Annotated in this window: 10 protein-coding genes and 1 pseudogene; 9 read left to right on the forward strand and 2 right to left on the reverse strand. The window is 67.2% G+C overall.

Going from position 1 to position 14,494, the window contains the following annotated elements; translation table 11 throughout:
- The 7 genes and pseudogenes from hsbR to LE197_RS01825 all read left to right on the forward strand — a co-directional run bounded on the left by hsbR (position 1) and on the right by LE197_RS01825 (position 9,657).
- Positions 1-1,718 (forward strand): annotated as a pseudogene (gene hsbR / locus LE197_RS01795) (two-component system response regulator HsbR).
- A 64-nt stretch (positions 1,719-1,782) separates the two neighbouring features.
- Entirely contained in the window at positions 1,783-2,133 is a 351-nt protein-coding gene (gene htpB, locus LE197_RS01800) for a two-component system sensor histidine kinase HtpB (RefSeq protein ID WP_003091725.1), read from the forward strand.
- 83 nt (positions 2,134-2,216) lie between these two features.
- The gene (gene recQ / locus LE197_RS01805; RefSeq protein ID WP_003091724.1) at positions 2,217-4,355 is read left to right on the forward strand and encodes a DNA helicase RecQ; all 2,139 of its coding nucleotides are present in this window, start codon (positions 2,217-2,219) and stop codon (positions 4,353-4,355) included.
- 88 nt (positions 4,356-4,443) lie between these two features.
- Entirely contained in the window at positions 4,444-5,613 is a 1,170-nt protein-coding gene (locus LE197_RS01810; RefSeq protein ID WP_033968583.1) for a diguanylate cyclase, read from the forward strand.
- 150 nt (positions 5,614-5,763) lie between these two features.
- The gene (locus tag LE197_RS01815) at positions 5,764-6,780 is read left to right on the forward strand and encodes a DUF2804 domain-containing protein (RefSeq protein WP_059309710.1); all 1,017 of its coding nucleotides are present in this window, start codon (positions 5,764-5,766) and stop codon (positions 6,778-6,780) included.
- Positions 6,781-6,897: 117 nt separating this feature from the next.
- Entirely contained in the window at positions 6,898-7,332 is a 435-nt protein-coding gene (locus tag LE197_RS01820) for a MarR family transcriptional regulator (RefSeq protein WP_003091721.1), read from the forward strand.
- Positions 7,333-7,608: 276 nt separating this feature from the next.
- Positions 7,609-9,657 carry a FimV/HubP family polar landmark protein gene (locus LE197_RS01825; protein WP_059309709.1) on the forward strand — a complete coding sequence of 683 codons (2,049 nt, stop codon included), beginning with the start codon at positions 7,609-7,611 and terminating at the stop codon, positions 9,655-9,657.
- A gap of 7 nt (positions 9,658-9,664) precedes the next feature.
- On the opposite strand, the gene plpD is transcribed toward LE197_RS01825, so the two are convergent.
- Positions 9,665-11,851, reverse strand: a complete 2,187-nt coding sequence (gene plpD / locus LE197_RS01830; RefSeq protein ID WP_033968586.1) for a patatin-like phospholipase PlpD — start codon at positions 11,849-11,851, stop codon at positions 9,665-9,667.
- A gap of 68 nt (positions 11,852-11,919) precedes the next feature.
- Here plpD and LE197_RS01835 point away from each other — a divergent pair, with 68 nt between their 5' ends.
- Positions 11,920-12,210 (forward strand): SelT/SelW/SelH family protein, encoded by a 291-nt coding sequence (locus LE197_RS01835; protein WP_003091717.1) that lies wholly within the window; start codon positions 11,920-11,922, stop codon positions 12,208-12,210.
- 95 nt (positions 12,211-12,305) lie between these two features.
- Complete coding sequence (gene rfaD, locus LE197_RS01840) at positions 12,306-13,298, forward strand: ADP-glyceromanno-heptose 6-epimerase (RefSeq protein WP_003106207.1); 993 nt, start codon at positions 12,306-12,308, stop codon at positions 13,296-13,298.
- A gap of 10 nt (positions 13,299-13,308) precedes the next feature.
- Here the strand turns inward: rfaD and LE197_RS01845 are convergent, their stop codons facing one another.
- A complete protein-coding gene (locus tag LE197_RS01845) occupies positions 13,309-14,475 on the reverse strand; it encodes an MFS transporter (RefSeq protein WP_058173264.1) in 1,167 nt (388 codons plus the stop codon).
- Positions 14,476-14,494 lie beyond the last annotated feature (19 nt).

Here is a 14,494-nt window from a genome sequence, read left to right on the forward strand (position 1 = left end):
ATGAATCCCCCGGCGGCGCGGATCGAGAGCCTGACGATTCTCATCGCCGAGGACAACGCGGCCGACCGCCTGCTGCTGTCGACCATCGTCAGCCGCCAGGGGCATCGCGTGCTGACCGCCGGCAACGGCCTGGAGGCGGTGGCGCTGTTCGAGACCGAGCGGCCGCAACTGGTCCTGATGGACGTGATGATGCCGGTGATGGATGGCTTCGAGGCTGCCCGGCGGATCAAGCAGCAGGCCGGCGAGGAGTTGGTGCCGATCATCTTCCTCACCTCCCTCAGCGAAACCGAGGCGCTGGTGCAGAGCCTGGAGGCGGGCGGCGACGACTTCCTCTCCAAGCCGTACAACCGGGTGATCCTCGAAGCCAAGATCAACGCCATGGGACGCCTGCACCTGCTGCAACGAACGGTGCTGGAGCAGCGCGACCTGATCGTCCGGCACAACGAGCACCTGCTCAACGAACAGCGGGTGGCCAAGGCGGTGTTCGACAAGGTGGCCCATTCCGGCTGCCTGAACGCCAGCAACGTGCGCTACCTGCAATCGCCCCTCGCGCTGTTCAACGGCGACCTGCTGCTGGCCGCCTACAAGCCGTCCGGCGGCATGCACGTGCTGCTCGGCGACTTCACCGGCCACGGCCTGCCGGCGGCGATCGGCGCGATGCCGCTGGCCGAGGTGTTCTACGGGATGACCGCCAAGGGCTATCCGATGGCCGACATCCTCCGCGAGATGAACGCCAAGCTGAAGCGCATCCTGCCGGTCGGCGTGTTCTGCTGTGCCACCTTGCTCAACCTGAGCTTCCAGCGCGAACTGGTGGAGGTCTGGAACGGCGGCTTGCCGGACGGCTACCTGCTGCGCGCCGCCAGCGGCGAGCGGGTCGCCCTGGTGTCCCGCCACCTGCCGCTGGGAATCCTCGAACCGGCGGCGTTCAGCGACCGTTGCGAAACCTATCCGCTGGATATCGAAGATCGGATATTCCTGTTTTCCGACGGTGTCCTCGAGGCCAGCAACAAGGCTGGCGAGATGTTCGGCGAGGCGCGGCTGCTCCAGCTGTTCGAGCGCAATCACCAGCCGTCCGCGCTGTTCGACGAGATCCAGCGCAGCCTGGCGCAGTTCCGCGGCGCGGTGCAGGACGACGTGAGCATGCTCGAAGTGCGCCTGCAGCCGGATAGCGGCCTGCAATGCCCGCCGCTGGCGTTTTCCGATAGCGGCGTGAGCAGTCCGCTGGACTGGTCGGTGAGCTTCGAATTCCGCGCCGAAACCCTCAAGCATTTCAACCCGCTGCCCCATGTGCTGCAACTGCTGCTCGAGGTCCACGACCTGCGCGCGCGCGCGGCGGCGCGCTGTATACGGTACTCGCCGAACTCTATTCGAACGCCCTGGAGCATGGCGTCATCGGCCTCGATTCGACGATGAAGAGCGACGCGGCGGGATTCGCCCGCTATTACCAGGAGCGGGTCAGCCGCCTGCAGGCCTTGCGCGACGGCTACGTGCGGCTGCACCTGGACCTGGCGCCGCATGGCGCGGGGGGGCGTCTGCTGGTGCGGGTCGAGGACAGCGGCGAAGGTTTCGACGTGGAGCGCGCGCTGAATGCCGTGGAGCGCCAGGAACGCCTCTGCGGCAGGGGTTTGCGCCTGATCCGCGAACTGTCCGATCGTTGCCAGTGGTCGGCCGACGGAAAGGTGGTGTCCGTGGAGTTTTTCTGGTCGCCTCAGGCATAATCGCGCTTCGTCGCGGTGCTCCTAATGGGTAGGGCATCGGAAGTCGACTTCAGGGAGCGATCGAATGTCCGCGCCGCATCTCGATGATCGTGTTCTGGCTTCGCTGCAGGAGGTCATGGAGGACGAATATCCGGTCCTGCTGGATACCTTCGTGCTCGACTCCGAGGAGCGCCTGCGCAGCCTGCATGCCGCCCTCCAGGCCGGCGATGCCCAGGCTTTGCGGCATACCGCACACAGCTTCAAGGGAGGCAGCAGCAACATGGGCGCGGTACTCCTCGCCGGCTACTGCAAGGAGCTGGAAGAAAGCGCCAGGCGCGGCGACCTGCAACGGGCGCCGGCGCTGATCGAACAGATGGAGCGCGAATTCGCCATCGTCCGCATCCTTTTCAAACAGGAACGTCAGCGCTATCGCTGAGGTTTTCGTCCTTTCCGGCGACAAGGTACCGGCCCGATCGAGCCTCCCTGGCGTATAATGCGCCGCTCGATTTGGAGTCCTTCATGCGCGAGCAAGCCCTACGCATCCTCAAAGACGTTTTCGGTTACGACGCCTTCCGTGGCAACCAGGCACGGATCATCGAGCGGGTAGCCGAGGGTGGCGATGCGCTGGTACTGATGCCCACCGGCGGTGGCAAGTCCCTGTGTTTCCAGGTCCCGGCGCTGCTGCGCGAAGGCCTGACGGTGGTGGTGTCGCCGCTGATCGCGCTGATGGAGGACCAGGTCGCCACCCTGGACGAACTCGGCGTGCCGGCGGTGGCGCTGAACTCCACCCTCAACCCCGAGCAGCAGCGGGACATCGCCGAGCGCCTGCAGCGCGGCGAGATCAAGCTGCTCTACCTGGCACCGGAGCGGTTGGTCCAGCCGCGCATGCTGGCCTTCCTGCAACGACTGCCGGTCGGCCTGTTCGCCATCGACGAAGCGCACTGCGTGTCGCAATGGGGCCATGATTTCCGCCCCGAATACCTGCAGCTCGGCCAGCTCGCCGAGCTGTTCCCGCAGGTGCCGCGGATCGCCCTGACCGCTACGGCGGACATGCGTACCCGCGAGGAGATGATCCAGCGCCTGCACCTGCAGAACGCCGAGCAGTTCCTCTCCAGCTTCGACCGGCCGAACATCTTCTACCGCATCGTGCCCAAGGAGCAGCCGCGCAAGCAGTTGCTCGGCTTCCTCTCCGAGCGGCGCGGCGATGCCGGCATCGTCTACTGCCTGTCGCGGAAGAAGGTCGAGGAGGTCGCGGAATTCCTCGGCAACCAGGGCTTCCCCGCGCTGCCGTATCACGCCGGACTGTCCAACGAACTGCGTGCCCACCACCAGAAGCGCTTCCTCAACGAGGAAGGCTTGATCATGGTGGCGACCATCGCCTTCGGCATGGGCATCGACAAGCCCAACGTGCGTTTCGTCGCCCACCTCGACCTGCCCAAGAGCCTCGAGGCCTATTACCAGGAAACCGGCCGCGCCGGCCGCGATGGCCTGCCGGCCGATGCCTGGATGGCCTACGGCCTGCAGGACGTCCTGCTGCTGCGGCAGATGATGCAGAGTTCCGAGGGCGACGAGCGGCACAAGCGCGTCGAGCGGCACAAGCTGGAAGCCATGCTGGCGCTCTGCGAGGAAACCCGCTGCCGGCGCCAGGCGCTGCTGGCCTATTTCGACGAGGAAATGCCGCAGCCCTGCGGGCATTGCGACAACTGCGTGGACGGCGTGGAAACCTGGGATGCCACCGAGTCCGCGCGCCAGGCGCTGTCGGCGATCTACCGCAGCGGCCAGCGCTACGGCGTCGGCCATCTGGTGGATATCCTGCTCGGCCGCGAGACCGAGAAGATCCGCAGTCTCGGCCACCAGCACCTGGCGGTGTTCGGGATCGGCAAGGGGCGCGGCGAAGACGAGTGGCGGACCCTGTTCCGCCAGTTGGTCGCGCGCGGCCTGGCCGACGTCGACCTGGACGGCTTCGGCGGCCTGCGCCTGACCGAGGCCTGTCGTCCGCTGCTGCGGGGCGAGGTGCGGCTGGAGCTGCGCCGCGACCTCAAGCCACAGCGCGCCAAGGGCTCCTCCAGCGGCGGAGCCAGCGCCGCCAGCCAGTTGGTGCGCAGCGAAGAGCGGGAAATGTGGGAGGCCTTGCGCGCGCTGCGGCGCAAGCTGGCCGAAGAGCATTCGGTGCCGCCCTATGTGATCTTCCCCGACGCGACCCTGCTGGAAATGCTCCGCAGCCAGCCGCGCTCGCTATCCGACATGGCCCAGGTCAGCGGGGTCGGCGCGCGCAAGCTGGAGCGCTACGGCCAGGCCTTCCTCGATGTCCTCACCGACTCGCCGGCGGCGCCCGCCGCGCCGCCGCAGGACCTGCGCCACGAATTGGCCAGCCTGGCCTGTGCGGGGATGACCCCGGCGCAGATAGCCCGCCAGCTCAATTGCAGCGAGAAGAACGTCTACGCGATGCTCGCCGAGGCTATCGCCGGCCAGCAGGTGAGCCTGGAGCAGGCGCTGGATCTGCCCGAGGAACTCCTCGGCGAAATCCAGGACGCCTTCCTCGAGGAAGACGGCGAACTGCCGCCGGTGGCGGCGCTGGAGGAGCGTTTCGGCAAGCGGGTGCCGAGTGGCGTGCTGCACTGCGTGCGCGCCGCCCTGCAGGTGGAACTGGAGTCGTGATATGGCCATTTGCCGGTATTTTCTGACGCCAATCTTGTGACGTCCTTCGCAAGCGTCTACTGTGACGCCAAGCCCTCCAAGAGAAGAGGTGTGCGTGACACAGAAGGACCGGCTGGACGACTCCCGTTCCAACCTCTATGCCGACCAATTGAACCGCGGTTTCCGCGGCCTGCGTTTCCTTCCCGAACTGGAGCGTGACTACCGGCGCTACATGCTGGAGGACAGCTTCGCGCTGAAACGCATCGCCCTCGGCGTCGGCATGCTCGTCTGGCTGGCGTTCATCGGCATCGACCTGCTGATCCTCGCTGGTCCCCCGCTGTGGGGCGTACTGGCGGTGCGCCTTGGCGTGCTGGTCCTGCTGCTGGTCTGCGGCTGCCTCATCATGCTGCGCCGGCACATCCAGCTGATGGTGCCGCTGAGCATCGCCTGCGTCCTAGCCCTTGGCGTCGGCGCGGCGGCGGTGGTCGGCCTGGCGCATCGGGCGGATCCCGGCTATCCCTACGAAGGCCTGCTGTTGGTCAGTTTCGCCGCCTATTTCCTCGCCGGCCTGCGGTTGTCGCAGGCATTGAGCTGTGCGTTGGTGGTGCTGCTCGCCTACCTGGGTTTCGAGTGGTGGGCGGGTACCCAGGAGCCGCTGGGCAACAACCTGCTGTTCCTGCTGTTCGGTAACCTGATCGGCGCGGTCGGCTGCTACCTGCTGGAGTTCAAGTCGCGCGAGCATTTCCTCATCAGCCGCCTGTTGCGGGTGATGGCCGACCACGACAGCCTGACCGGCCTGCACAACCGGCGCAGCTTCAACCAGCACCTCGACCGCCTCTGGCGCCAGGCCCAGCGCGAACAGAAGACCTTGGCGCTGCTGCTTTGCGACGTCGACCATTTCAAGGCCTATAACGACCGCTACGGACACCAGGCTGGCGATGCGGTCCTGCAGCGCATCGGCGCGGTGTTCGAGGCGAATGCCAGGCGTCCGCTGGACATGGCGGTGCGCCTGGGCGGCGAAGAGTTCGCCCTGTTGCTGTACGGCGCCAACGAGCACGAGGCGAGGCTGCGCGCGGAAGCGCTGCGCGCACAGGTCCAGGCGCTGCGCATGGAGCACGAGGCGTCGGAAACGGCGCGCGAAGTGACCCTGTCGGTCGGCGTGTCCTGCCTGTGGCCGACCCCGGGTAACGACCTGAAGCGCCTCTACGATCTCTACGAGCATGCCGATCGCGCGCTTTACGAAGCCAAGGCGTTCGGCCGCAACCAGGTGGTGGCCTGAGTCCATGGCCGATTTTGTCCCTGTGGCTGGCGCCGCCGGTGACTGCGGGACGAAGCGGCGAATGCTAGGTTCGACAGGAAAAAATGGCAGGCACGGTCGCTCTTCGCAGAGCTGCCGGCCCCGCCGCGAGACGACTTCCGGACGGACCCCATGCAGCGCTTGATCCAGGCCAACGGCCAACCGCACTACGGCATCTTCCCGAGTGCCCCGCAGCACATCAATTACCGCGATTTCGATTTCCGTTCGCCGATGGGCCGGCGCGTGGGGTCCCTGGGCAAATGGCGACGCTTCCATCAGTTCCAGTACTTCGGCCTGATCAGCCCGGAGCTGATCGGCGGCTGCGCCCTGGCCCAGTTGAGCTTGCTTGGCGTCGGCTTCGTCTACCTCTACCAGCCTTCCAGCGGACGCATGCTGGAGCGGCGCTTCAAGCTGCCGCTGGGGTTCGGAACCCGGTTTTCCCAGACCCCGGACGACGGCGTCTGCGAACTGCGCCAGGGGCGCAACCTGCTGCGCCTGGAGAACCGTACGGCTCCCCGGGAGAAACGCCTGCTGGTGGAACTCGACGATGGCACCCGCATCGACGCCTGCTTCAGCGAGGAGGCGTCGAGCTTCCAGCCGATGTGCCTGTGTACGCCGACCGCGGTGAACGGCTGGGTCTACGCGCAGAAGGTGGCCGGGGTGCGCTGTCGCGGCGACGTGCGCAGCGCCCTCGGCGACCACGACCTGCAGGCGCTGGACGCCTTCGCCCATCACGACTGGTCGGCGGGCTACATGCGCCCGGAAACCTTCTGGAACTGGGCTTGCCTGTCCGGCGAGGCGGACGGCTTGCGGGTCGGCCTGAACCTGTCGTGCGGGGTCAACGAGACCAGCTTCACCGAGAACTGCTACTGGCTGGACGGCGAACTGCTGAAGGTCGACAGCGTGCGCTTCGACTTCGACCGCGACCAGCCGCTGCGGCCCTGGACCATCCGTTCATACGATGGCCAGGTGGAGCTGCGCTTCGAGGCTCACGGCATGCACCAGGAGCGGCTGAACCTCGGTCTGCTGGCGAGCAACTTCAAGCAGATCTTCGGTTGTTTCAGCGGTGTGCTGCGTCCGCGAGGTCGTGCCGAGGTGAGGATCGAGCGGCTCTGGGGCTTCGTCGAGGACCAGTACGCCAAGTGGTAGACAGGGCCTGGCCTGGGCATATCGTGCGACAATTTGTCATTGTACGGGGGGAAATTGGACGGGCATTATTAGCCGACTAATAATTAGTCAAATGAAATATCGGACCTCCTTTTTCCTATGGCTCAGACAGACAAGCACTATTTCGGCACCTTGCTAGCCCAGACTTCCCGTGCTTGGCGCGCTGAACTCGACCGCCGCCTCAGTCACCTCGGCCTGTCTCAGGCGCGCTGGTTGGTGTTGTTGCATCTGGCGCGCCATCGCGATTCGCCCACCCAGCGCGAGTTGGCCCAATCGGTCGGGGTCGAAGGCCCGACCCTGGCGCGACTGCTCGACGGCCTCGAGTCCCAGGGCCTGGTACGGCGCCTGGCGGTGGCGGAGGACCGGCGGGCCAAGCACATCGTGCTGACTCCCAAGGCCGATGTGCTGATCGCCGACATCGAGGCCATCGCCGCCAGCGTACGCAACGACGTACTGACCGGCATCGACGAGTCCGAGCAGGCGCTATGCCAGCAGGTGCTCTTGCGAATCCTGGCGAACCTGGAAAAGCGCTGAGCACTGCGTCACGAAATTCCGCTAGAATCGCCATTTTTATGGCATCACCTCCCGGGCTTTCGTTCGAAAGCCCTCTACAGAGGTTTTCGTCGGTTTTCTGACGAAAAATCTTGACCGTTTCCACGGCATTCCTCTATTCAGTGATGGCAAAAAGCCATGTCTTGCGCCATGTGGTGCGTTCAGCCCTGTACGGGGCGAAATTCGGGCTAACGTGAAATAGATGTAGCAGCCGACCGCTGGCCGGCTGTGTGCTCGAAGTGCGGAGAAAAGAACGGAATGCCCGGTAAAGCCTTGCGTGTCATGTTGTGTGCCTGGTCGTGCCTGTTGGCCGGGCAGGCGAGCGCCCTGGGAGTGGGAGACATCACCCTGCATTCGGCGCTCAACCAGCCGCTGGATGCGGATATCGAACTGCTCGACGTCGGCGATCTCGGCGCGGACGAGATCGAGGTCCGCCTGGCGGGCGCCGACGTCTTCGCCGCGTCCGGGGTGGAACGCTTGCAGTTCCTCAACGAGCTGCGTTTCAGTCCGGTGCTCCAGGGGCGCGGTGGCAATCGCATCCATGTGTCCTCGAGCCGACCGGTGCAGGAGCCCTACCTGAATTTCCTGGTGGAGGTGGCCCGCCCCAACGGCCGCATCGTCCGCGAATTCACCGTACTGCTCGATCCGCTCGGTTATACGCCGCGCATGCTTCCGGCCGCGCGCAGCGGGATCGAGCCGCAGCGGCAATCCTCGACGCCGGCGCCCGCGCCGCGTAGTGCCGCGGTCGTCGTAGACCCGGCACTGCTGGAGCCGGGCGACGAATACCTGGCTCGCCCCAGCGACAACCTCTGGGCCATCGGCGGACGCCTGCGTGGTGCCGGCAACGCCGATCGCGCGGAACTCATGGAGGCCCTGTACCAGCTCAATCCGCAGGCCTTCGTCAATGCCGACCGGCACCGGCTCAAGGCCGGCGCGCGCCTGCGCCTGCCGGCCGGCTACCAGCCGGAGCGAGGCGCGCCCGGCGCCGTGAAGGAGGCGGCCGTGGAAGTTCTGCCGCCAGCCGATGCCGCCGTGGTGGAAAACGCTCCGGCGGCTCTCGTCGAGGCGCAGCGCCAGGCGGATGCCGAGGCCGAGGCGTTGGCCCGGCAACGGGAGGAACTGAGCCAGCGGATGGACGATCTGCAACGCCAGTTGCAGGCCTTGCAGGAACAACTGCAGCAGCGCGATCGCCAGGTCGCCGAACTGCAACAGCAACTGGCCCGGCGCCAGGCGGTGCGGCCCGCGGCGCCGCCTGCCGCGGCCGCGCCTTCGGTTGCGCAAGCGGTTGAAACGCCAACGGACTCGCAGTACTGGCGCTGGATGATGGTCCTGCTGCTGGTCCTCGCTCTGCTCGGCGTGTTGCTGTTGCGCCGCCGCCGCGAAGAGGCTCCTGTCCCGGCGGTCGAACCGAAGCGCCGGGTCGCCCTGAACCTGCCGCTGCGGCGTGCGCCGCGCCCCTCGGCGGGCGCACCGGCGCCGGCAAAGGTCGAGGAACAGGCCAGGCCGCCGGTCGCCGTTCCCTCAAGCCCGCCGCCGTCTCCTCCGCCTGCTCCGGCCGCCGCTCCGCGCGCCGCCATGGCTGCGGCGGACAAGCTGGACGGCGCCGACATCTATATCGCCTACGGTCGCTACGGACAGGCCCGCGACCTGCTGCGTCAGGTACTCGCCGAGCAGCCGCAGCGCCTGAGCGCGCGGATGAAGCTGTTGCTGGTGCTGGCTGAGCTGGGCGATGCGGCCGGCTTCGACGCGCTGGCCGAGGAAACCCTGGCCACTGGCGGCAACCCGGAGGCCATCGACGAGTTGCGCGGACGCTACCCGGTGCTGCTACGGATGCCGGCGACCGAGACGCCGGCGGCAACAACCAAGGACGACGACTGGAGCAACCTGCCGCTGGCCGAGCCGCCCGTTTTGCAGCAACCGGATGCGACCTCGGGCGCCGATGGCTTCGGCGACCTCAACCTCGATCTCGATCTCGACTGGGGTGCCCTGGAGAATCCCCTGGACAACCCCGACCTGCCGCGCCGCGCCGCTGCCGGCAAGGCGGAACCGGCGGAGGAGGAGCCCCTGGCGTTCGAGAGCAATCTCCATGAACTGCCGGATGTCGCCGAGTACGAACACCTCGAACTCGACCAGCCGGGGCCGGCCGCGGTGCCGCCGGAGGAGGCCTCGGACAGCCTGGACCGGGCCCGCGCCTGCATCGACAGCGGCGATCTCGACCAGGCCAGCCGCATCCTGCGCCTGGTGGTGGCGCACGGCGACCCGTGGCAGAAGGCCGAGGCGCGCGAGTTGCTGGCGCTGATCGCCTGAACTCCGCTCAGAAGTTCTGCCCGAGGTTCAGGTAGAACGCCTTGAAGTTCTCGTCGTTGATCCCGTAGCTGAAGGTCAGCGGCCCCAGCGGCGTATCGAAGCCGATCATCAGGCTGGCGGCGTTGATGTAGCCGCTGTCGTATTCGTTGTCGTTGTTCCAGATGCGTCCGCGCTCGATGCTGCCGCCCAGGTACAGCGGGAAGTCCAGCGGCAGGAAGGAACGTTCGGTGAGGCGCCGGTAATAGACGATCCGCCCCAGGCTGTAGTTCTGCCCGGACAGCGCGTCGCGGCGGAAGCCCGATAGCTCGCGGGCGCCGCCGAGGGTGAAGCTGGAGGTGACCACCTCGGCGTCGTCCAGGGTGCGCCCGTAGCCGCCGCCGAACACCCAGGTGTCGGCGCCGAAGCTGAGCGCCTTGTTCAGCCGCAGATCCCACTGCCGGTAGCTGTCGTCCGAGCCGAGGGACTTGTCGTAGCGGCGCATGGTCAGGCCGATCTCCTCGCCCTCGTGGGGGAAATTGACGTCGTCGACGGTATCGAACGAGTACTTCAGTTCGTAGTAGCCCTCGGTGAAGTCGATGTCCGGCAGGCTCGGGTCGCCGATGCGCACGTCGGCCTTGCCGTAGGCCTGCACCGCGCCCAGGCGGATTTCGCCGTTGTTGGCGATCTGCCGGCCGACGTTGAGACCGTAGCCGTAGCGCTCCAGGCGGTAGCGCAGCAGCGGGTCGTTGTCCTCGGTGACGTCGACGTTCTGTGCCTCGTGGAACAGGAAGGGCGCGACGAAGTAGCGCGAGCCGACGTCGAGCGGCTGGTAGAACTCGCTGTAGAGTTCCTGGCGGTCGCCGAGCTGGACCCGGGTCAGCCACTCGGCGCCGAGCCGGTTGAGGCCGTTCATGCGGTAGCTGCCGCCGAGGTTGAAGGTGCTTTCGCCGCGCATGTCGTCGGACAGGTTGAGGCCCAGACGAAGGAAGTCGGTGCCGCCTTTCTTGCCGGTGGCGTGGATCACCAGGGTGTTGAGCTTCTTCTCCTTGACCACCCGGTACTGCACCTGGTCGAAGTAGTCGAGGCCGTAGAGGGTGCTCATGTCGTCCTGCAGGCGGCCGAGATCGAGGCGCGTGCCGAGCGGTTGGCGGATGTAGTGGCGGATCACCTCGTCGCTGACCTTCGAGTTGTTCTCCACGCGGATCGCGTCGATCACCGGCTTGCGCTGGTTCGGCGTGCGCGCCACGTCGAGCGCTTCGCTGTTGAGGTCCTTCGGCTTGCGCAACTCGGCGAGGCGCGCGGCGAGCACCGTGGTGGCGCGGTAGCCGGCATCGATCAGTTGCGGCACGCGGCCGAAGTCGGTGGTGCCGTAGCCGGACAGCGGCGGCTGGATCAGCACGTCGCCGGGCTTGAGCGTGGCCAGCTGGGCTTCGGAGTTCTTCCGGGTCATCAGGGTGATCGACTGGTTCATCACGTCGAGCACGGTACTCAGGTCCTTGCGGTCGCGCAGCGGGTTGCCGATGTCGACCACGATCACCACGTCCACGCCCATGTCGCGCGCCACGTCCACCGGGATGTTGTCGACCATGCCGCCGTCCACCAGCAGCCTGCCGTCGATTTCCACCGGGGCGAACACGGCGGGGATCGACATGCTGGCGCGGATCGCCTGGGGCAGGTGGCCCTTGCGGAACACTACTTTCTCGCCGGTTGCGATATCGGTGGAGACGGCGCGGAAGGGGATCGCCAGCTTGTCGAAGTCGCGGTTGTCGCTGGTGTGCACCAGCAGGCTTTCCAGCACCATCGCCAGGTTCTGGCCCTGGATCACCCCCAGCGGCAGGCCGAGGGTGCCGTCGTCGCGGAAGCTGATCTTCTGCTTGACCAGGAAGTCGCGGTCGTCCTGCTTGCGCCGGAACGGCACGTCCTTGCGCGGCGGCGCGTCGGACAGCGCCTGCTGCCAGTCCATCTCCAGGGCGACGCGCTCCAGTTCGGCGGGGGTGTAGCCGGAGGCGTACAGGCCGCCGACCACCGCGCCCATGCTGGTGCCGGCGATGGCGTCGATCTGGATGCCCTGTTCGTCGAGGGCCTTGAGCACGCCGATATGGGCCAGGCCGCGGGCGGCGCCGCCGGAGAGGACCAGGCCGATCTTCGGCCGGGCCTCCGCGGCGAGGGCGGACAGGGGAAGCAGGAGCAGCAGTACGAGCAGCAGGCGGCGCATGAGAACGATCCGGAGCCGGGTGAAAAGGCGGCTATTATAGGCGCGACCGTTTCCCCTGAGCCGCCGACATGCCCACCGCCAAGCCCGAAATCGTCATCACCTATTGCACCCAGTGCCAGTGGCTGCTGCGTGCCGCCTGGCTGGCCCAGGAACTGCTCAGCACTTTCGCCGACGATCTCGGAAAAGTCTGCCTGGAGCCCGGAACCGGGGGCGTATTCCGCATCACCTGCGACGGCGTGCAGGTCTGGGAGCGCAAGGCCGACGGCGGTTTCCCCGAGGCCAAGGCGCTCAAGCAGCGGGTTCGCGACCGCATCGATCCGCAACGCGACCTCGGTCACAACGATCGTCCTTCCCGCTGAACCGCTGCCGTTCACCCATGGCTTGTTGCAGGTCAACGGGCGGCGCGGCGCATAGGCATAGCCTGGGGGCATTCATCCTGTCGAAGGGAGTGCCCATGAGCATCATCGTCACCGGCGCCGCCGGCTTCATCGGCAGCAATCTGCTGCAGGCGCTGAACCGGCGCGGCGAGACCGACATCATCGCGGTGGACGATCTCACCGACGGCGAGCAGTTCCGCAACCTGGCGGACGCCGATATCGCCGACTACCTGGACCAGAACGACTTCCTCGAGCGTTACGCCCGCGGCGACTTCGGCACGGTCCGCGCGCTGTTCCACCAGGGCGCCTGCGCCAGCACCCTGGAAAGCAATGGCCGCTACATGATGGAGAACAACTACCGCTACAGTTGCCGCCTGCTGGAAAGCAGCCTGGAACTCGGCGTGCCGTTCCTCTACGCCTCGTCGGCGGCGGTCTACGGCGCCGGCCGGACCTTCCGCGAGGCGCGCCAGTACGAGCGGCCGCTGAACGTCTACGGCTATTCCAAGTTCCTCTTCGACCAGCGTGTGCGGCGGGCGCTGCCGCAGGCGCGCAGCCAGGTGGTCGGCCTGCGTTACTTCAACGTCTACGGGCCGCGCGAGGAACACAAGGGGCGGATGGCCTCGGTGGCCTACCACTGCTACCAGCAATTGCGCCGCGACGGGCGGGTCGAACTGTTCGGCGAACACGGCGGCTTCCCGCCCGGCGGCCACCTGCGCGACTTCGTCGCGGTGGAGGACGTGGCGCGGGTAAACCTGCATTTCTTCGACCATCCGCAGCGTTCGGGAATCTTCAACCTCGGCAGCGGCCAGGCACGGACCTTCAACGAGGTCGCCCTGGCGGTGATCAATAGCGTCCGCGCCAACGCCGACCAGCCGCCCCTGTCGCTGCAGCAGGCCGTGGAAAGCGGCCTGCTCGGCTACCGCGAGTTCCCCGAGTCGCTGCGGGCGCGCTACCAGAGCCATACCTGCGCCGACCTGGAGCTGTTGCGCGAGGCGGGCTACCGCGACGATTTCCAGAGCCTGGAAGAGGGCGTCGCCGGCTACTGCCGCTGGCTGGCGCGCAGCGCCTGAGGGATCCCGCTCAGCGGCCCAGCGCCCCGCTTACCGGGGCGCGGGCGAAGCGCAGCTCCGGCAGCAGGGTCAGCAGCGCCAGTACCCCGAGGGCCGCGCCGACCCAGAGCGCGCCCAGCAGGCCGAATCCGCCGGCGATGCCCAGGCCGCCGATCCAGGAACCGGCCATCACGCCGAGCATGATGCAGGCGGTGTGCACCGAGTTGACCAGCATGTTGTTGTGGCCGACACGTGCGCCGCGGGTCACCAGCGCCGGGTTCATCGACACCCCGGTCAGGCCGATCACCACCAGCGCCGCCACCGCCACCGCCGGAACCTGTCCGAACAGGGCGAAGGCCACCATCGCGGCGATTGCCGCCAGCAGGCCGAAGGCCAGGACCGCGATGGTATGGCGGTCGGCCAGGCGGCCGACGATGTTGTTGCCCACCAGCGTCGCCAGGCCGTAGACCACCAGCAGCAGCGGTACGGTCGAGGCGGAGAAGCCGCTGACCTCGGTGAGGATCGGCACGAAATAGGTGAAGCCGGCGAAGGTGGCGCCGATCAGCAGCAGGCTGGTGGCGTAGACCCACCATAGATGGGCGTTCCTGAACACCTTCAGTTCCTCGCGCAGCGAACCGCTGCCCGCCGACCCCGGGATCGCCGGCATCAGTTGCAACACCAGCAGGCCGACCAGCACCGCCACCAGCGCCACCGCGAAGAAGCTCGCGCGCCAGCCGTACCATTCGCCCAGCCAGGTGGCGACGGGCAGGCCGAGCACGGTGCCGACCATCAGGCCACCGAGCACCAGCGACGACGCGCGGCCGAACTGGTTGCCTTCGACCAGTTCGGCGCAGGCGGTCAGCGCCACGCCGAAGAAGGCCGCGGCGGCGACCGCGGTGACCAGTCGCGCCACCACCATCACCGCATAGCCCGGCGCCAGGCCGCCGATGACCTGGCCGACCACGAACAGCGCGATCAGGCCGAGCAGGGCGTTCTTGCGCGGCACGCGGAGCAGGGCGGTGGTCAACAGCGGGCCGCCGACGGCCATCGCGCCGGCGTAGAAGGTGACCAGGTAGCCGATCGCGGCGAAGGACACGCCGAATTCGGCGGCCAGCGCCGGCATCAGTCCGGCGACCATGTATTCGCTGGTGGTCAGGGCGAAGATCGCGGCACCGAGCACGTAGACAATCAAAGGCATGTTTCCAGCTCCCGAGCGG

This window comes from Pseudomonas sp. PS1(2021) (assembly GCF_020405165.1).
GTDB classification, from domain to species: domain Bacteria; phylum Pseudomonadota; class Gammaproteobacteria; order Pseudomonadales; family Pseudomonadaceae; genus Pseudomonas; species Pseudomonas aeruginosa.